Source organism: Methanobrevibacter sp. YE315 (assembly GCF_001548675.1).
Taxonomy (GTDB): domain Archaea; phylum Methanobacteriota; class Methanobacteria; order Methanobacteriales; family Methanobacteriaceae; genus Methanocatella.
Genome location: NZ_CP010834.1, coordinates 1,487,647 through 1,505,118, shown reverse-complemented (window position 1 = coordinate 1,505,118; position 17,472 = coordinate 1,487,647). Strand labels below are relative to the sequence as shown.

The following is a 17,472-nucleotide window of genomic DNA, read 5'->3' as shown; positions in this document are numbered from 1 at the left end:
GTGGTTTATTATTTGATATAAAATCTCCTCCTAAAAGAAAAGAAATTTGGCATTGTTTTTAAATTTTTTCTCTAAATGAACGTGGAGTTGTTGGTCTTGGAATATCCTTATGAAATTCAGCAGCCAAATCCATAATTTCCACTGAGATATCACCCATTCTTTCGAATGATTTCACTACACGTGATATGTATATATAATAATTAGACATTTCAATATCCTCAAAAGAAGTTTCAACCATCTGATTAGCGATAAGATTCATAGCTTTTTGTTGAGTTTCATGGATTTTTTCTTCTGTATCCTTCAAATTTCCACGTGATTCGATATTACCATTAATAAAGGCATCAGTTGCATATGAAATTGATTTTTGTGCGTATTTATGCATTTTTTTTAATATGCCTAAAAGTTCATCATCGACGGGGGACTTCTCATTAATGACAAATTTGGCAATATGGCCAGAATAATCTCCAATGCGTTCATAATTGTATGCTGCTTCGCTGAATAATAAAATTTTAGAAAGTTTGGAATGAGGATCAACATCAATGATAGTTTCAACAGAGGAACGAACTTTTTCATACATATTATTTGTGGTAAAATCCAGTTTTAAAGCTTGTTCTGCCAATTTCTTATCATTATTCAAAATAGCATCAAAAGACATCTGAACCTGTTCTTTAACATGCTCGCTCATGCTGCTTAGCATGTTTTCAATTAAAAAAAAGGCTGAATGTTGTTTTATATTAAAAATGGGATTTGAAGAACCATATATTTCATCATATTTATTCAAATCGATGACATAAGCCCTTTTGACAATATTTTCTTCAATTAACGGTTTAAGCAATTGAGTAACATATCTGCGACTGATTTCTAATTTTTCAGCAATTTCATCTTGAGTAGCCGGTTTATCATAAAAAATAACATCCAAAATATCTTCTAAAGTCTTATCGCTCCGTGCCATTGGAAATCATCCCCATCAATTAAATTTAAAATATTAACTTCAAAGAAATTTTATTGTGAATGCAAACATATTCATATTTGCATATAATAAAAACAATGATTTTACTCTATTTAAACTTTGCTAAAATGTGAATTTTTATTCATAAAATGTGAATTAAATTAAGTGAAAAACATATTTCAAAAATCATGATTTCCGATAATGAGAATTAAAAATAATGAAAATATATTTAAACGAAATAAAAAGACATGGGAGTTTCAACATGTTTTCATTGGAAGAATTATTGCATTTCAAAAAAATTATCAAAAAAAGATTTCCATGTTGCAGTTTAAAATATGATTCAAATAGTAAAAACCCGTTGATGTTAAAGTTATTATTTTTAGGATTATACTTTAGGCATTTTTTCTTTAATACTCTTATATGTGATATTTTCACATTTTTCATGTTCCGTATGTCACAGTGTAAGAGAATTCATATTCCAAATAGGAATCGTTAATGTTAGGTTAGCTATTGGAAATGCCGTGAACGGATTCATTACATGATATTAAATGAAAACATTAACTGTTATAAGCTTTTTCCAAGCCTGTAAGCTTCATCGGGATATCTGGAAAATTTTGTCATTGACGGAGTTCCGCAGCCGTAACCTAAAACTCTACCGCAGTCAGTCAAATTAAGATATCTGAGCAATGTATCATAGTGAGCTTCAAGAGCATCAAATGTCCAGTCATCTGAATTATACGCAACTGTCAAAAGCGCAGATTTCATGTGCTTTTGCTGGATTGAGAAATTTCTTGAACAGAACCTGTCAATTAATATTTTAAGTTGGGCAGACATTCCGTAATAATATAGTGGAGTTACAAAAACGAGCATATCTGCATTTAATATTTTTTTTCTGAATTCATCCATATCATCACTTAAAGAGCATTCGCCTTCATATCCGCAGTGTACACATCCTATGCATGGTGAAATGTCTGCATGAGCGGCATCTATTTCATCAACATTGTGACCTGCTTCGATTGCTCCTTTAATGAAACTGTCAGCCAGCATATTTGATGAGCCTTTTCTGTTTGGACTTCCTTTCAAAACCAATATTTCCATATTAAAACCTCAAAATTAAAAAAAATAAAGTTAGTGTAAAAAAAACTAACTATAAATTTTCACGGTAAAACTCTACAATTTTTTCAAATGGAATCACGTCTGTTTTATAATAGAGATCTGTGTGAACCGCATCAGGTATAATCATCAGTTCCTTGTTGTCTCCAGTTAATTTGGCGAATTCGTCTTCAGAGAAATATCTGGAGTGGGCATTTTCGCCGTGAATTATTAAGACGGCTGACCTGATCTCATCGGAGTATGCAATTATAGGCTGTGAAATGAATGACATGCATCCGGTCATGTTCCATCCGTCATTTGATCCGGGAGACCTTGGATGGTAGCCTAACTCTTCAATGTAAAAGTCATGATAGTCCTTTACGAATTGAGGCAAATCGTCAGTGACTTCTTTAACCACTCCTCCCATTCTTGCATATTCCCCATTTTTGTAGTCTTCGGTTCTCTGACTGTTCAGGGCAACTTTCATTTCATGTCTTGCATCGGCAGTATCCGCTTCATCATTGTATCCCTTTGCAATTTGGCGGGTCATGTTGTACATTGTGGATGTTACTGTCGCTTTGATGCGTGTATCAAGGGATGCCGCATTCAATGCCATTCCTCCCCATCCGCATATTCCGCAGATTCCGATTTTATCTGCATCCACTTCGTCATTGGTTGCCAAAAAGTCAACTGCAGCCTGGAAATCCTCGGTGTTGATGTCGGGGGATGCCATGAAGCGAGGTTCGCCTCCGCTTTCGCCTGTAAATGAGGGGTCAAAAGCTATTGTTAAAAAGCCCATTTCAGCTAATGTCTGTGCATAGAGTCCTGAAACCTGTTCCTTAACGGCACCGAATGGTCCTGCACATGCAATGGCCGGCAACTTGCCATCGACATCCAATGGCTTGTATAAGTCTGCAGCCAAAGTTATTCCATAACGGTTAATGAATGTTACTTTTTCATGATGCACCTTGTCGGATTTGTCAAAGACCTTGTCCCATTCTTCAGTCAATACTAGATTTTCACATTTCATGATTATCACTTGATGTTAGTTTCTTAAACAAAATATTTAAAGGTTGTATTTGTCAAAATTAGTTATGTAATAGAACAATGCAAAATATAAAAATAAGGGGTATATTATGTCTTTATTTAAAAAAATTACTTTAATCATTATAATTTTAAGTTTGATTGCTTTATCTGCAGCCAGTGCAAAGGATATGGATGATAATATGATTAAAATAAAAGTAAATGATGATGTCTTTGATGTTGAGTTGGAAAACAATTCCGCAACACAGGAACTGCTGAAGGCATTGGAAAAAAGCAATGTCACCGTAAATGCAACAGATTACGGAAATTTTGAAAAGGTCGGGGATTTGGGTTTCTCTCTACCGACAAATGATGAAAACTTCAATACTTCTCCTGGAGACATTGTGCTGTATCAGGGAAATCAGATATCATTGTTTTATGACTCACATTCATGGAGTTACACAAAGATAGGAAAAATACAAAATGCAGATTCAAATCAGTTAAAAGATATTCTGGGCACCGGAGATGTGGTATTGGAGTTAAGTTTAAAATAGATATTAAGTCGGCTTTAATCAGTTAGATTAGGAAATAACCTTAAAGAAAATGAAATAAGTTCCTTTATTTAATTAAGGATTGCTGCGTGGTAATATGAAATATGTTAAGTTGGGAAATTCGAATTTGAAGGTCAGTAAGGTTTGTATGGGATGCATGGGATTTGGAGACCCGAATAACGGAATGCATACCTGGACGTTGCCCGAAAGGGAATCCATTGAAATCATCAGCCAGGGGATGGACAGTGGAATAAACTTTTTCGATACCGCTATAGGCTATCAAAACGGAACTTCAGAGCAGTACCTGGGAAAGGCGATTAGGGAAAATGCCGTAAGGGATGATATTGTCGTTGCCACCAAATTTCTGCCGAGATCTGAAGAGGAAATCAAAAACAATGTTTCAGGCCAAAGGCACATCCATAATTTTGTTGAAAAGAGCCTTGAAAATTTGGGCCTTGACTACATTGACCTCTATATTTATCATATGTGGGACTATAATACTCCAATGTATGACATTCTCGAAGGCTTGAATGAGGTCATAGATGAGGGAAAGGTAAGATATATAGGGATTTCGAACTGTTTTGCATGGCAGCTTGCAAAGGCAAATGCGCTTGCGGAATCTGAAGGATTTGCAAAATTCGTCTCTGTTCAGGGTCATTACAATCTGATTTTCAGAGAAGAGGAGCGCGAAATGATTCCTCTTTGCAAAACCGACAACATTGCAACAACCCCTTACAGTTCGCTTGCTTCAGGAAGGCTTTCAAGGCTTCCAGGTACTGAATCAAAAAGGCTCAATGAGGATTTCTATGCCAAACTGAAATACGAGTCAAGCGAATCCAAGGATTTGGAGATAATCAAAAGGGTTGATGAACTGGCACAAAATTATGGCGTTTCAATGACTGAGGTCTCTCTGGCCTGGCTTTTGACCAAGATCACTTCCCCTATTGTCGGGGCAACCAAAACACATCATGTTGAAGGTGCGGTCAATTCAGTGGATCTGGAATTGTCCGATGATGATATTGGCTATTTGGAGGAGCCATATGTTGCACACGACCTTGTGGGGGTCATGGCAGACAATAAGGTTACTGCCAGTGATGATGATAGGGTATGGGCCAAGCACACTAAAGTGATATAATTCAAAAAGTAATGATTATATTTATTAGAGGTCAAACTCCTCATCAGGATCCAAGAGGAATTTGATTTCGACATGACCATCTTCCAGATAGAAATGGCCGAAGTCCCACTGCCTTAAGTCGTATTCATTGGCTATGGTCGGACTGGCGGAACGAACTTCCTTAGTCAGTTCGTCATCTTCAACGATTTTTGCGATTCCGTCATAGCGCATGATTTTGTTTCCGTGCCATGCCAAAATTTCAACATGAGGATTTTCCTGAATCTGTTTAAAGATGTTTTTATGGGTTCCTGTGGAGAAGAATATCTTATCGTCATAGACTGTGAAATAGCTGAACGGACGGCCTTTTGGCTGTTCTCCATCGACGGTCAGCACATAGAAAACTCTGGCATCGGCCAAAAATTTAATTACTTTCAATTGGTTGGACATGTTTATCACCTCGTAAATTTTTTCTAGATAAATCGAATCTAGTTAGTAATAAATTATTAGAATGAGCATATAAACATTTTGTATTAAAAAAGTAACTAAAATCATTTTTTAATCAAATTAATCTATTACATTAATTTTAGTATCTTTTCAGTAACTAAAAATATTAAATATTAAAGTTCATAAAAATACATTCAGTGACAATTACGGTGATTTTGATGGGGATGATGGATGAGGAAAACTGCCCGGTAAACCAAACATTAAAGATAATCAGCAAGAAATGGCATCTTCATATAATCCGGGATTTGTTCTACGGAAAAAAGAAGTTTTCTGAGTTCAAGGAATCAAATCCAAAGATTACCAATAAGGTATTGGCCGATACCCTGAAAGACTTGGAATCCAAAGGAATAATTGAAAAGACTAATTTTGAGGAAAATTTCAAGTCAACTGAATATAGTTTGACCGAGAGGGGAAAAAGGCTCAATAAGGTAATATATGAACTGGGAATGTTTTCAATAGAAGATGAAGCATATCCTTCACAAGAAAAGGAAGAGTCTATTCAGATACTAAAGTCAAACCTGAAGATTGATTAGGCAATCATCATCTAAAAAGTGAAATTGCCGTATGAAATTTTTTTAAAAAAGGATTTTGAATTTCAATCAGTATCAAAACATTTATATATGACACTTGCATATACAAGTATACAGTTGCATATACAAGTGAGGTAAATCATGGAAAAGAATGAAAACATAGAAATGATTACGGGAGATCCGAAAAAAGCGATAAACAAATTGGCATTGCCAATCATTGCCAGCATGCTGTTGATTTTTGCAAATAACATCATTGACAGCATTTGGGTAGCAGGATTGGGTGCAGAGCCACTGGCAGCACTTGGATACATTACACCATTATTCATGGTTTTGATAGGAGTTGGAAACGGAATAGGTGCCGGTGGTAACTCATTGATATCACGATATATCGGAGCTGAAGATAAGCTATCAGCAAATAACGCAGCGATTCACAATTTGATTTTAGGAATAATACTTTCAATATTAGTTTCAGCTATTTTATTGATATTTTTAGAGCCGTTACTTAATGTAATGGGGGCATCAAGCGTTCTAAATTACGCAATGGAATATGGAATTGTAATATTCACATTTGCTTTTGCAATATTGCTGCCGCCAATAATTGGAGGTGCATTCAGAGCGGAAGGGGACATAAAAAGGTCAACAGTTCCAATTGCACTGACAGCAATAATAAACATTATCATTGACCCGATTTTCATCTACACATTGAATCTTGGGGTTGCAGGGGCAGCGTGGGCAACAGTCATTGCAAACATTATCGCATTGGCTGTGATGCTTTACTGGATGTTTGTAAAAAGGGACACATTCCTTAAATATTCACGTGAAAACTTCAAAAATGACTTGAAAATGTACAAAGACATTTTGGTTGTCGGTATTCCTGCCAGTCTGGAGCAATTGATTCTATCCGCATTGACAATTGCAGTCAATTTCATGCTCACACTTGCTTCAGGTCCTGTAGCAGTAGCCGTCTATACCGCTGGCTGGAGAATAATAAGCATTGGTATGCTTCCGGCAATAGGTATAGGAACTGCCGCAATATCCGTGGCGGGAGTGGCCTATGGATCTAAAAAATACGAAAATTTAAGGGTTACATTAAGGTATGCTGTTAAAATAGCTTTCATTGCTTCATTAGTAGTATGTATTTTAATTAACATATTTTCCAATCAGATTGCATTCATATTTTCATATTCAGAAAGCAGTGCACAATTGGAACCGTTGATTGCAAGCTTCCTTCAAATAATGTGCCTGTTCATTCTGTATGTTCCATTCGGTGCAAGTGCAGGTAACATATTTCAGGGTGTTGGGAAAGGTACAATATCTTTTATCTTAACAGCAATAAGGGAATTCCTCTTGGTATTGATTTTCTCATATGTCATGGGATTTGTCTTCAACATGGGGGAATATGGAATTTACTACGGAATGCTTGTAGGGGGAGGAATAGGATCTCTTATCGCATATGTAGCAATAGAGTTATACATTAACAAACTGATTAGAGGTAGAGACAATGATGGATGATGAAAACGTTCCATCCCCTCCTTTCATTTCATTAATCTATAGGAGTCATGCCAAATACATTAATGAAATCCTTAAGGAGGATGGATTAAGCTTCGGACTTCATCCTCTGTTGGTGAAAATCTATAAGGAGGAAGGAATAAGTCAGGAAGAACTGGCGGAATTTTTCCACTTAAGTGAAAGTACAATTACAAGAAACGTCAAGAAGCTTGAAGAAAAGGAAATCATAGCAAGAATTAAAGATAAGAGAAAAAAGATAATCAAGGTAACTGCTAAAGGCGGAAAAATTGCACGAAAGATCATGGATTATGATGAAAAATGGGACGAGATACTTAAAAAGAATTTGACTGATGAGGAGTATGATGATTTTTTAAAGATACTCAGAAAGATATGTGTGGATTTAATATAAAACCACATAATAATTTCATTTTTTGGTTACTTTTTCAATACAAAATCTATTTATAAATAATTTGATTAAAATATTAATTGAGGTATTATCATGAAAGTTTTGGGAATCAATACAAGTCCAAGAAACAACAGTAATGTGAGATTTGCCCTTGAAACAGCTTTGGAAACTTCCGCAGAAAAAGGGGCTGAAACAGAAATCATCGATGTAAACCCTTTGACAATTTCTCCTTGCCAGGCTGATAACTACTGCAAGGCAAACAACAGCGAATGTGGTTTAAACGATGATATGGCAGATATCTACAAAAAGATTGAAGAGGCCGACGGAATCATTCTTGCAAGCCCAATCTATTTCTTTGATGTTACAGCTCAGGCCAAGACACTCATCGACAGATTGTACTGCTACTTCGGCAATGAGGAGTTTGCTAAACTGTTCTCAACCAAAAAGGTTTCAATTATTACAACTAACGGTGGGGCACCATTGGAAGCCTTTGAAAGCTCATTGAATACTCAAATGCAGGCATTTGGAGCTTTAGGATTCCAGGCAGGAGACATCATCGCTTTAGGAGGCAACATGCTTCCAGGTGAGATTCAGGAAAAAGAAGACCAACTTGAAAAAGCAAAAGAAGTGGGTAAAAACATCATATAATTACCCAACATTTATTTTTTTTATTTAAACGCCCAGTTTTTCGTCCATCTCATTGAAGGATTTTCTAGACAATAGCCATACAATTAATGCTATTATTGATATGGCTGCTGATCCGGTCATCACATATTCCCAGGAACCCAAGGACCATAAAAGTGATGCCAGTGCACTTCCGATAGCTCCAAAAATGAAATTGCTTACTACAAACACTGTATTCAGTCTGCTGCGCTCTTCATTCGACAGGTTAAACAGTCTTGCCTGGGCCAAAACGGAAACTCCCTGCACAGCTATTGAAAAGACTCCTGCAATAATGATTATGGCTATTATGGACTCCTTGAATATCAATCCCAAAATCATTGAAATTGCACTTGTCAAAACAAATATTCCCAATGCCGGCACGCTCAATCCTTTATCCTGCAGTTTTCCAAGGCCAACTCCAAATACTGCTGCAGTAAGTCCCGCCAGACTGACAAGGCCTATCTGGAAAGTATCGTAATGGAAAGGGTCTCCGGACAGCAGGAATGTCAGGGATGTCCAGAACATGTTGAAGGCGAGGCCGAATATCAGTCCACTGTGCAGCAGTATCTTGGGAAGCACCTTATACAGTTTAAAGCTTGTAAATACGCTTGCAATAAGTCCTTTATATGATGTAAGCTTGTTTTTCTGTGGAATTTCAGGCAGAACATAAATGATTGCCAATACCATAATCAGGTTTAGAATGGCAGCAATAACATAAACTGATCTCCATCCCCACAATCCTGCAAGAATTCCGCTTGCAAACCTTGAAAACAATATTCCGGTCGTTATTCCGGAGGACACTATTCCAACAATTCTTCCTCGCTCTTCAGGACTGCTTAAATCCCCGGCCAAAGGCAATATGATTTGTCCGGATATTGTGACAACACCCATGCTGAACAGGGACAGGGACAGTATCATGAAGGAGGGGGATACTGCACAGGAAATCAAGGTCAGCACGGTTAGACCCATCACTATTGTAATCAGTCTTTTACGCCTTACATAGTCTCCCAACGGCACAATCAACAATATACCAATTGCATAACCGATTTGGGTTGCGGTAACAAGCAATCCTCCATTGACCGCAGGCAGGCCAAAACCTTCCATGATTGCTACCAGCAATGGTTGGGCCCAATAAAGATTGCCTATTGCAAGACCTGAGCATATGGCAAATAGAACCGCAAGAAATGTTGTCATTTGCACTGAGTCATTGTTTTCCATATTATCACTTGATTACCTATTTCATAATTTCACTATTTAAATATAAAGTGGCATCAATGCCATTTAAAGTAAAAATTAAATGATGGAACTCATATATTAATTAGCATGACTTTAAATCCAAGGAAATTGGAATATTATGAGCGGAAATATGAAAGAAATCCTGTTGAAGAGGCAGTCAAATATTTAAGCAACAAATGGACTCTTCATATCTTAAGGGATTTGTTTTTAGGAAAATGCCGTTTCAATGAATTTAATGCAAACAGAAAGTCATTGGACAATAAATCACTGTCAAGATGCCTTAAAACGATGGAAAATAACGGTTTGATATATAAAGTCATTGATGAAAACGATTCCAGAAATACCCAGTATTTTTTAACGGATAAGGGAAGGTCATTCAACAGGGTATTTTATGAACTGCTTTTGTTTGCAATCGAAAACGATGAGGACAATGAGTTTTATTCCGATTATGAAAAGGATGAATTGAAGGAGATGTATAAGGAAATTTTGGAAATAGCTTAATTTCAATTTCTTTTTGTAATGCTCTCCTTTATTAAATATGAAATGAATAGATATTAATATGAAAGTAAATATGAAACCGCGCTCAATGATGTATCCCGCTCCAGCCGTTGTTGCATCAGCGTATGATGAAGAAGGCAATGCTGACTGCTGCACACTCGCTTTTGCCACAATGTGCTCTCATCGTCCTCCGGCAGTAATGATAGCTATCAACACCACATTAAAGAGAAAAACCCTTAAAAGCATCCATTATTCTAAGGAATTTTGCTTGGGTTTTCCGAGCCTTGAGCATGTGGCCGAAATAGATTATATGGGCATTGCATCAGGTTATGATACCAACAAAATAGAAGATGTGAATTTCACATATGCAGATGCAGAAATGGTCAACGCACCAATCATTAATGAATTCAAGGTTTCTCTTGAATGCAAGGTAATTCATGTTGCAGAAGTCGGGAGCCACACCCAAATCACTGGCGAAATAGTTAATGTCCGGGCAGATGAGGATGTTTTGGATGAAAAAAGTAGGATAATCCCTGAAAAGCTAAATCCCGTTGTGTTTGATGATGTGACTCATAGTTATTATGAATTTGGCGAGCGAATAGCAAAGGCGTTTAAAGTAGGTTTGAAGTTTAGAAAATAGGTGTTGGACAAAGGGTGTTGTGAGGTGTTTTTATGTCTGTGATTAAAATTGACAATCTGACAAAAGATTATGGCAATCACAGGGGAATATTTGATTTGACCATAAATATCAAAAAAGGTGAGGTATATGGTTTTCTTGGACCCAATGGGGCTGGAAAATCTACAACAATGAGGCATGTCATGGGATTCAGCAAACCGGACAACGGGAGCATCACAGTCAATGGTTTGGATTCATGGACGGAACAGGTAAAAATAAAGGAAAATATCGGATATTTGGCGGGCGAGATTTCGCTTCCAAATGACATGACAGGGCTTCAGTATCTAAGGCTGATTTCAAAAATGAGGAAAATGAAATCCTTTGATTATGCGGAGGAACTGCTTGAATATTTTGAAATCGATCCAAATTCAAACATTAAAAAGATGAGCAAAGGGATGAAGCAGAAAATAGCTATCGTTGCCACATTCATGCATGATCCTGAAGTGATTCTTCTGGATGAGCCTACAAGCGGGCTGGACCCATTGATGCAGGAAAGATTCATAGAATTGGTCAGAAAGGAACAGCAAAAGGGGAAAACCATCTTCATGTCATCGCATATTTTTGAAGAAATCAGCAAGGTATGCGACAGGGTAGGCATAGTCAAAAATGGGAATCTAATCAAGGAGCTTGAAATGAGCAGTTTGAGAAATAATGAAGAGAAAACCTACATTTTAAGGTTTAAAAATGATGATGATGCAAAAAGAATAATCGAATTGTACCCCGAAGCCAATTTAAACAATGATGAAACAATCATAACAATAAACGATAATGATATCAACAGGTTCATTAAGGATTTGTCGACCTGCAATCTGGCATATCTGAAGGAAAAGGAGGAGTCCCTTGAGGAATACTTCATGAAATTCTATGAAGGTGATGTTGATGATTAGCATTCCATATCTTAAACAAACCATCAAATCAAATTTGTTGTTGTTTTTGGGATTCACTGCCATATTATGCGCTTTTCTGACAGTGATATGCAATATTTTCACCCCAACATCAATGAGTGGAATAGAAACCGCCGTCAATGGGACATTCGCCTCAAATATAATAACCGGAAATACCTTTGTGGAGTTTCTGTCCAATTCGTTTTACGCAATTATGGCTATACTGTTCCCGATGCTTTATTCCATTATTGTGGGCAATAATCTTATTGCTTCCAAGGTTGATGACGGCAGCATGGCAAATTACCTGTCCACACCGGTATCCAGAGGCAAAATTGTGGTTTCCAGTGCCCTTTATCTGGCATTGTCATTGGCATTGATGTGGGTCATTGCAAGCATAGTGGGAATAACAGTGGCTGAAATCGTCCAGCCTGACTCTTTGGACATCGACACGTTTTTGATGCTGAATGTCGGTGCGTTTCTATATCACTTTGCAATAAGCTCCATTTGCTTTGCGGCATCCTGCATATTCGACAGCTCTAAAACTTCACTTGTCATCGGCGGAGGTATACCTCTGTGTTTCTTCATAATTAATTTGCTAGTTAAACTTTCCGAGGACCTGGAAGTCCTGAAATATGCTACTTTGACTACATTATTCAATACGTCAAACATCATTGGCGGAAGCGATTATATTGGTGATTTTATTCTTTTGGCAGTGATTGGAATCGTATTGTACGTAATTGGAATAGAAGTCTTTAAAAGGAAAAGTCTACCGTTGTAATGTGTTTAAAAAGAGTTAAGTATATTATTTAATAGTATAGATCAGCATGAACTGCATCGCATAATCGTTAATTATCTGAGCAGTTCTTGCTGACTTCTTAAATTACTCGAAATTCCAGTATATTAGCTATTCATTCTTTTAATTTACCATAATATTCATCATCAACGGCTTCCAGCCATTCGTTGCTCGCATCTTCACCCGGAACTTCGACTGCAATATGGCTAAACCATGAATCCGCTTTTGCTCCATGCCAATGCTTTACATTTGGTGGAATTGTTATTACGGTTCCCGGAACAAGGCTTACCTGGTCTTTACCATCTTCCTGATACCATCCTTCGCCTGCTGTGCAGATTAGTATTTGTCCTCCGCCGCTTTTTGCCTTATGGACATGCCAGTTGTTCCTGCATCCCGGTTCGAATGTGACATTTGCAACGAATACTGCAGATTTTCCAAATTCATTCAATGGATTCAGGTAGGAATTTCCTATAAAATACTGTGCAAAGGCGTCATTGGGCATGCCGATTCCAAATGTGTTTTCCTTGTCAAATTCCTCTTTGTCCAGATATTTCATGTTATAACCTCTAAAAATTTAAGATTAAACTAATGAATAGTTTAATCGTTTGCATGCACGTCAAATGCATTCATCAGCATCTCGCCGACACCTGGTGCGTCAGGGTCATGTGAACCCTTTCCTGTGTCCAGGGCACGAATCTTGTTGATTTCACTGTCTGTTAATTCAAAGTCAAATATTTCCATGTTTGATTTGATTCTTTCAGGGTTTGTTGATTTCGGAAATACGATGATTTCCTCCTGGTTTTCAAACCTTAAAATAACTTGGCCTGCATTCTTGCCGTATTTTTCTGCAATCTCTAAAATAGCCGGTTCATTTAACAAGTCTGCATTTCCTTGACCTAACGGTCCCCATGCCTGGATTTTAACATCCAATGGTTTTAAAATCTTTTTCAGTTCATTTTGCTGCATGTATGGGTTGAATTCGACTTGGTTTACTGAAGGGATTGAATCAAAGTCAGGCACCCATTTGTTCCATAGTTTCGGTGTCATGTTGCTTACACCGATTGAACGTATTTTTCCTTCCTCTTTAGCCTCTTCAAGGGCTCTCCATCCTTCGTCAACTTTGCCGTAAGGCTGATGGAGCAGATATAAGTCCATGTAATCGGTACCTAACTTTTCCAGAGACAGGTCAATGGCTTTTTTGGCATCCTCATATTCATAGTCCTGAAGCCATAATTTGGAGGTTATCCAGATGTCTTCCCTTTCAACTTCACTGTCTTTTACAGCTTGGCCAACTTCCTGCTCATTGAAGTATGCTGTTGCTGTGTCAATGTGCCTTATTCCAGAATCGATTGCTGTTTTTACAAATTTGTATGTGCTTCCGTCTGCAGGGATTAAAAATGTTCCGAATCCTATTGCAGGTATTTCCAATCCGTCATTTAATTTAATGTATTCCATTTTATCACTTCAACCTTTTTCTTAAATCCAACTTTCAACTTTTGATTTTGAGTTATTGACCCGTGAACCGGTAATTGCAAGCCCGTCAAGGACCTCTGCACCTTCACAGATTTCCTTTAATTGTCTTGGAACACCGGACAGCCCTGATCCCTCATGGGTTGTAAACGGCCGGATTATTTTGCCGCTGTAATCAAGTCCTTCAAGGGCTGTGAAAAGCTCTTCAGGCATTCCTCCCCAATAAACAGGAGCTCCAACATAAATCACCTCATAGGATGAAATGTCGGGAACCGCTTCCTTGATTGGGGCGTCATGATTTGCTGTTCTCACTTTTGCTTCTTCAATGCATTCATAATAATCCTTTGAATATGGAACTAAAGGCTCGACCTTAAAGATATCTGCACCTGTCAAATCCTGAATAAATTCGGCAATCACTTCGGTATTTCCCTTTTCAATATATTTCAATGATCCTCCGAAATAGTTTTCGTCTGCTCTGCTGAAATAGATTATCATGCTTTTTTTGTCTTTCATTTAATTTCCCTCCATTATTGTAAAGTTAATTCGTATCTTCCGCTGGCTATTGATGCTATTACTCCGCCGTCAACCAATAAGTCGATTCCGGTTATGAATGAGGAGTCATCATTCAACAGGAATTCCGCCGCTCTTGCAATCTCTTCGGAGGTTCCAACCCTTTTTGCAGCTGAGGAGTTTATCATTTCTTGATAACCTTCGCCTGCAGCTTCAAATTCGTCATATGCAAGTGGGGTCACGATGATTCCTGGGGAAATTGTATTTATTCTTGCTCCAGCATCCGCCCAGCTTGTTGCCGCTGCGGTTCTGACTCTTAAGTGGTTGGCTCTTTTAGCCACGACATAAGCAACACCAGAGTTTGTCATTGCTTCATTCTTGATGAATTCGATATCTTTCAACTCTTCAGTTGGTGTCAACGCAATTTCCTGTTCGATTTCAGGGGTTAAGTTCATCATGTAGCCGGTTTGGCTTGAGATAATCAAACCTGCGCCACCTTTTGCGATGTATTTTGCAAATATGTCGATTGCAGCAGAGGTTGCCACCAGATCAAGGTTTATGATGTGTTCGGGACTTGCCTGGTTGGGTGATGCGCCTGCAGTGTCAATGAAGTATTTGACTTTGCCGAGTTCTGCTGCTTTTTTGGCAAACTCTTCGATTGATTCGCTGTTTAGTGCATCCACAATTTGAGTTTCCACTGCATAACCGTTGTATCTTAGCTCTTTTGCTCTTGTTTGCAGATTTTCCTCGCTGATATCACCAAGAAGTATGATTCTGTTTGTGCTTATTCTTTTTATGATTGCTGTTCCCATGCTTCCTGCACCAAGCAATGCTACAACTTCCCTGTCTTCGTTTAAATTGAATTCCATATTTTCATCTCCATACTATTTTAAATAAAATTTTTTTGAGGGTTTCAAGTTCATCATCAGTTATGTTGGATGTGACTTCATTTTCCCAGCTTTGAATTATTTCAATGAGTTCGTCTGTCTTTTTGATTCCTTCATCCGTGATTTCAACCAGTTTTTTTCGTCTGTTTTCGGGATCCTCCTTTCTTTTGATATATCCGCAGTCTTCAAATTTCCTTAAAAGCTTTGCAATATATGCTCCGCTCACCTTAAACAGTTCAACCAAATCATGTTGGGTGCTGTTGCCTACAAATCTTATTCTCAAAAGAACGGACAGCTCCTTTAGGGTCATGTTTTGGTCCTTCAGATTGGATTCATAGTATTTGCCGTAGCTTGAAATCAGTTCCTCAACATAATGGTAAATGAATATGTTTTCCGGTTTTTCATCAAATGTCATAATATCTAAACATATTTTGTAGCCACTTATATAAATAGTTAACCATAGTTAACAGTTAACTATATATAACAATTAGGATATAGTAAATACTAAATTCCGGAGGTTGATATCATGAAAGTATTGTTGGTAAACGGAAGCCCAAACAGGGAAGGCTGCACTTATGTTGCCCTAAAGCAAATCCAAGATACACTAAAAACAGAAAACATTGAATCTGAAATATATCGAATTGGACATAAGGATATCAGAGGATGCATTGACTGCAGGAAATGCAGCGAACTTGGGCAGTGTGTTTTTGACGATGAAGTAAATGAATTTGTTAAAAAGGCCGAAGAGTATGATGGATACATATTCGCTGGCCCGGTCTATTACGGGACTGTCAATCCGACATTGACAAACTTCATGACTAGGGTATTTTTCTCTTCATTTTTTGGAGGAAAGAGAATATTTCGCCTGAAGCCCGCAGCAGCCGTTGCAAGTGCAAGACGGGCCGGAACAATGACTGCAATAGACACCATAAACAGATTCTTCACATGGGCTGAAATGCCGATAATAAGCTCAACATACTGGAATGTAATCTACGGCACCAAGGCCGAAGAGGCCCTTGAAGATCTTGAGGGTCTTAGAACAATGTCTGTACTTGCCAAAAATATGGCATGGTTTTTGAAAATAAAGGAATTGAGCCTCAGGGAAGGAATCCCATTACCTCAACCAACAAAATAATATTAAAGGAGAAATCAAAATGGAAAGAGTAGATCTAGATGAAATCACACAGGAAGAATTGGAGCTGTCAATAAAACAGTCAAAATTGCTGTTCAAATTCAACCATACGGAACCCTTTACAGAAGAATATGTGAGGCTGCTAAATGAACTGCTTGACGGCAACATCGGAGAAAACAGCACAATCACTGCACCCTTTGCTGGAGCGGCATTCAATAAAATGAAAATTGGAAACAATGTGTTTATCAATAACAATTGCCTTGCAATGGCTAGAGGAGGAATCAACATTGAAGATGATGTAATGATTGCGGGAAATGTGCAATTGCTGTCCAATAATCACGACGAATACGAAAGGCAGGTGCTTCTCTGTGATGAAATCAATATTAAAAAGGGAGCATGGATTGGTGCAGGGGCAAGCGTTTTGCCTGGTGTTACAATCGGGAAATATGCGATTGTCGGAGCAGGAGCAATCGTGACCAAGGACGTTCCTGACTATGCGGTCGTAGTGGGCACACCTGCAAAAGTGGTTAAAACTCTAGATAAAGATAAATTCCCGGAATAAAGGCAAGATTATGACAAAAGTGGAAGTTATAAACAAAAAGGCGCTGAAAGAAAGCGAAGAGGAAGTGCTTGAGCGCTTCAAGGAATTTCAAATGGCAATGATAGAAAAGGATTCCGTTAGACTTGATGAAATAATGAGCGAGAACTATACATTGACGCATATGTCTGGCAAGACACAGACTAAGCAGGAATACATTGATGAAATCATGGATGGAACGCTGAACTATTACAAATCAACAATCAACAATCCACAAATAACAATATTGGATGGAAACAAAGCTATTCTCAAGGCGGATGTGACTCTTGATGCGAAAGTATATGGGATGAAGGGAACATGGACGTTGCATTCCACACAATCAATGGAAAAAATAGATAACAAGTGGTATATGAGCAAATGGGACAACTAATGTTGATTTGTTAAAGTCATTCTTTGTTGGTTTTTGGATAAGACTGTGTGTGAATCCGTAATTTAGGAACAGATTCA

At 37.8% G+C, this 17,472-nt stretch carries 23 protein-coding genes; 13 read left to right on the top strand and 10 right to left on the bottom strand.

The window, feature by feature from the left end; genetic code table 11:
- Nucleotides 1–58: 58 nt before the first annotated feature.
- The 3 genes from TL18_RS06715 to TL18_RS06705 form a co-directional block, all read right to left on the bottom strand.
- Nucleotides 59–952 (bottom strand): phosphate uptake regulator PhoU, encoded by an 894-nt coding sequence (locus TL18_RS06715; protein WP_067043264.1) that lies wholly within the window; start codon nucleotides 950–952, stop codon nucleotides 59–61.
- A gap of 561 nt (nucleotides 953–1,513) precedes the next feature.
- A complete protein-coding gene (locus TL18_RS06710) occupies nucleotides 1,514–2,047 on the bottom strand; it encodes a flavodoxin family protein (RefSeq protein ID WP_067043261.1) in 534 nt (177 codons plus the stop codon).
- 49 nt (nucleotides 2,048–2,096) lie between these two features.
- Nucleotides 2,097–3,071 (bottom strand): alpha/beta hydrolase, encoded by a 975-nt coding sequence (locus TL18_RS06705; protein ID WP_067043259.1) that lies wholly within the window; start codon nucleotides 3,069–3,071, stop codon nucleotides 2,097–2,099.
- A 106-nt stretch (nucleotides 3,072–3,177) separates the two neighbouring features.
- On the opposite strand from TL18_RS06705, the gene TL18_RS06700 reads away from it, so the two are divergent.
- Complete coding sequence (locus TL18_RS06700) at nucleotides 3,178–3,618, top strand: cyclophilin-like fold protein (protein WP_197031818.1); 441 nt, start codon at nucleotides 3,178–3,180, stop codon at nucleotides 3,616–3,618.
- Between the two features lie 94 nt (nucleotides 3,619–3,712).
- Nucleotides 3,713–4,750 carry an aldo/keto reductase gene (locus TL18_RS06695; protein ID WP_067043256.1) on the top strand — a complete coding sequence of 346 codons (1,038 nt, stop codon included), beginning with the start codon at nucleotides 3,713–3,715 and terminating at the stop codon, nucleotides 4,748–4,750.
- A gap of 24 nt (nucleotides 4,751–4,774) precedes the next feature.
- Here the strand turns inward: TL18_RS06695 and TL18_RS06690 are convergent, their stop codons facing one another.
- The gene (locus TL18_RS06690) at nucleotides 4,775–5,176 is read right to left on the bottom strand and encodes a pyridoxamine 5'-phosphate oxidase family protein (RefSeq protein ID WP_067043253.1); all 402 of its coding nucleotides are present in this window, start codon (nucleotides 5,174–5,176) and stop codon (nucleotides 4,775–4,777) included.
- Between the two features lie 215 nt (nucleotides 5,177–5,391).
- Between TL18_RS06690 and TL18_RS06685 the strand changes: the two genes are divergently transcribed.
- From TL18_RS06685 to TL18_RS06670, 4 genes are all read left to right on the top strand, one after another.
- The gene (locus TL18_RS06685) at nucleotides 5,392–5,766 is read left to right on the top strand and encodes a helix-turn-helix domain-containing protein (protein ID WP_067043250.1); all 375 of its coding nucleotides are present in this window, start codon (nucleotides 5,392–5,394) and stop codon (nucleotides 5,764–5,766) included.
- A 138-nt stretch (nucleotides 5,767–5,904) separates the two neighbouring features.
- A complete protein-coding gene (locus TL18_RS06680) occupies nucleotides 5,905–7,275 on the top strand; it encodes an MATE family efflux transporter (protein ID WP_067043247.1) in 1,371 nt (456 codons plus the stop codon).
- Entirely contained in the window at nucleotides 7,265–7,681 is a 417-nt protein-coding gene (locus TL18_RS06675; protein WP_067043244.1) for a MarR family winged helix-turn-helix transcriptional regulator, read from the top strand. The genes TL18_RS06680 and TL18_RS06675 overlap by 11 nt, the downstream gene beginning before the upstream one ends.
- Before the next feature lie 90 nt (nucleotides 7,682–7,771).
- A complete protein-coding gene (locus TL18_RS06670) occupies nucleotides 7,772–8,326 on the top strand; it encodes a flavodoxin family protein (RefSeq protein WP_067043241.1) in 555 nt (184 codons plus the stop codon).
- 24 nt (nucleotides 8,327–8,350) lie between these two features.
- Here the strand turns inward: TL18_RS06670 and TL18_RS06665 are convergent, their stop codons facing one another.
- Entirely contained in the window at nucleotides 8,351–9,559 is a 1,209-nt protein-coding gene (locus tag TL18_RS06665; protein ID WP_067043238.1) for an MFS transporter, read from the bottom strand.
- Nucleotides 9,560–9,664: 105 nt separating this feature from the next.
- Between TL18_RS06665 and TL18_RS06660 the strand changes: the two genes are divergently transcribed.
- The 4 genes from TL18_RS06660 (at nucleotide 9,665) to TL18_RS06645 (ending at nucleotide 12,413) form a co-directional block, all read left to right on the top strand.
- Entirely contained in the window at nucleotides 9,665–10,078 is a 414-nt protein-coding gene (locus TL18_RS06660) for a helix-turn-helix domain-containing protein (protein WP_067043234.1), read from the top strand.
- A gap of 70 nt (nucleotides 10,079–10,148) precedes the next feature.
- Nucleotides 10,149–10,715, top strand: coding sequence for a flavin reductase family protein (locus TL18_RS06655; protein WP_231483591.1), 567 nt, complete (start codon nucleotides 10,149–10,151; stop codon nucleotides 10,713–10,715).
- A gap of 32 nt (nucleotides 10,716–10,747) precedes the next feature.
- Nucleotides 10,748–11,638, top strand: a complete 891-nt coding sequence (locus TL18_RS06650; RefSeq protein ID WP_067043228.1) for an ABC transporter ATP-binding protein — start codon at nucleotides 10,748–10,750, stop codon at nucleotides 11,636–11,638.
- Nucleotides 11,631–12,413, top strand: a complete 783-nt coding sequence (locus TL18_RS06645) for an ABC transporter permease subunit (protein WP_067043225.1) — start codon at nucleotides 11,631–11,633, stop codon at nucleotides 12,411–12,413. Before TL18_RS06650 ends, TL18_RS06645 begins: the two co-directional genes overlap by 8 nt.
- A gap of 130 nt (nucleotides 12,414–12,543) precedes the next feature.
- Here TL18_RS06645 and TL18_RS06640 read toward each other — a convergent pair whose 3' ends face one another.
- Genes TL18_RS06640 through TL18_RS06620 form a run of 5 tightly spaced genes read right to left on the bottom strand, consistent with a single transcriptional unit; the run spans nucleotide 12,544 to nucleotide 15,710 of the window.
- Nucleotides 12,544–12,984, bottom strand: a complete 441-nt coding sequence (locus TL18_RS06640; RefSeq protein WP_067043222.1) for a cupin domain-containing protein — start codon at nucleotides 12,982–12,984, stop codon at nucleotides 12,544–12,546.
- A gap of 41 nt (nucleotides 12,985–13,025) precedes the next feature.
- Nucleotides 13,026–13,883 (bottom strand): aldo/keto reductase, encoded by an 858-nt coding sequence (locus tag TL18_RS06635; RefSeq protein ID WP_067043219.1) that lies wholly within the window; start codon nucleotides 13,881–13,883, stop codon nucleotides 13,026–13,028.
- A 21-nt stretch (nucleotides 13,884–13,904) separates the two neighbouring features.
- Complete coding sequence (locus TL18_RS06630; RefSeq protein WP_082706424.1) at nucleotides 13,905–14,411, bottom strand: flavodoxin; 507 nt, start codon at nucleotides 14,409–14,411, stop codon at nucleotides 13,905–13,907.
- A gap of 14 nt (nucleotides 14,412–14,425) precedes the next feature.
- Entirely contained in the window at nucleotides 14,426–15,277 is an 852-nt protein-coding gene (locus tag TL18_RS06625; protein WP_067043216.1) for an SDR family oxidoreductase, read from the bottom strand.
- Between the two features lie 4 nt (nucleotides 15,278–15,281).
- Nucleotides 15,282–15,710 (bottom strand): MarR family winged helix-turn-helix transcriptional regulator, encoded by a 429-nt coding sequence (locus TL18_RS06620; RefSeq protein ID WP_067043214.1) that lies wholly within the window; start codon nucleotides 15,708–15,710, stop codon nucleotides 15,282–15,284.
- 111 nt (nucleotides 15,711–15,821) lie between these two features.
- Between TL18_RS06620 and TL18_RS06615 the strand changes: the two genes are divergently transcribed.
- The 3 genes from TL18_RS06615 to TL18_RS06605 are packed head-to-tail and all read left to right on the top strand — an operon-like array spanning nucleotide 15,822 to nucleotide 17,395.
- Entirely contained in the window at nucleotides 15,822–16,430 is a 609-nt protein-coding gene (locus TL18_RS06615) for a flavodoxin family protein (protein WP_067043212.1), read from the top strand.
- 19 nt (nucleotides 16,431–16,449) lie between these two features.
- A complete protein-coding gene (locus TL18_RS06610; RefSeq protein WP_067043209.1) occupies nucleotides 16,450–16,989 on the top strand; it encodes a DapH/DapD/GlmU-related protein in 540 nt (179 codons plus the stop codon).
- Between the two features lie 10 nt (nucleotides 16,990–16,999).
- The gene (locus TL18_RS06605) at nucleotides 17,000–17,395 is read left to right on the top strand and encodes a nuclear transport factor 2 family protein (RefSeq protein WP_067043206.1); all 396 of its coding nucleotides are present in this window, start codon (nucleotides 17,000–17,002) and stop codon (nucleotides 17,393–17,395) included.
- The last annotated feature ends 77 nt before the right edge of the window (nucleotides 17,396–17,472 follow it).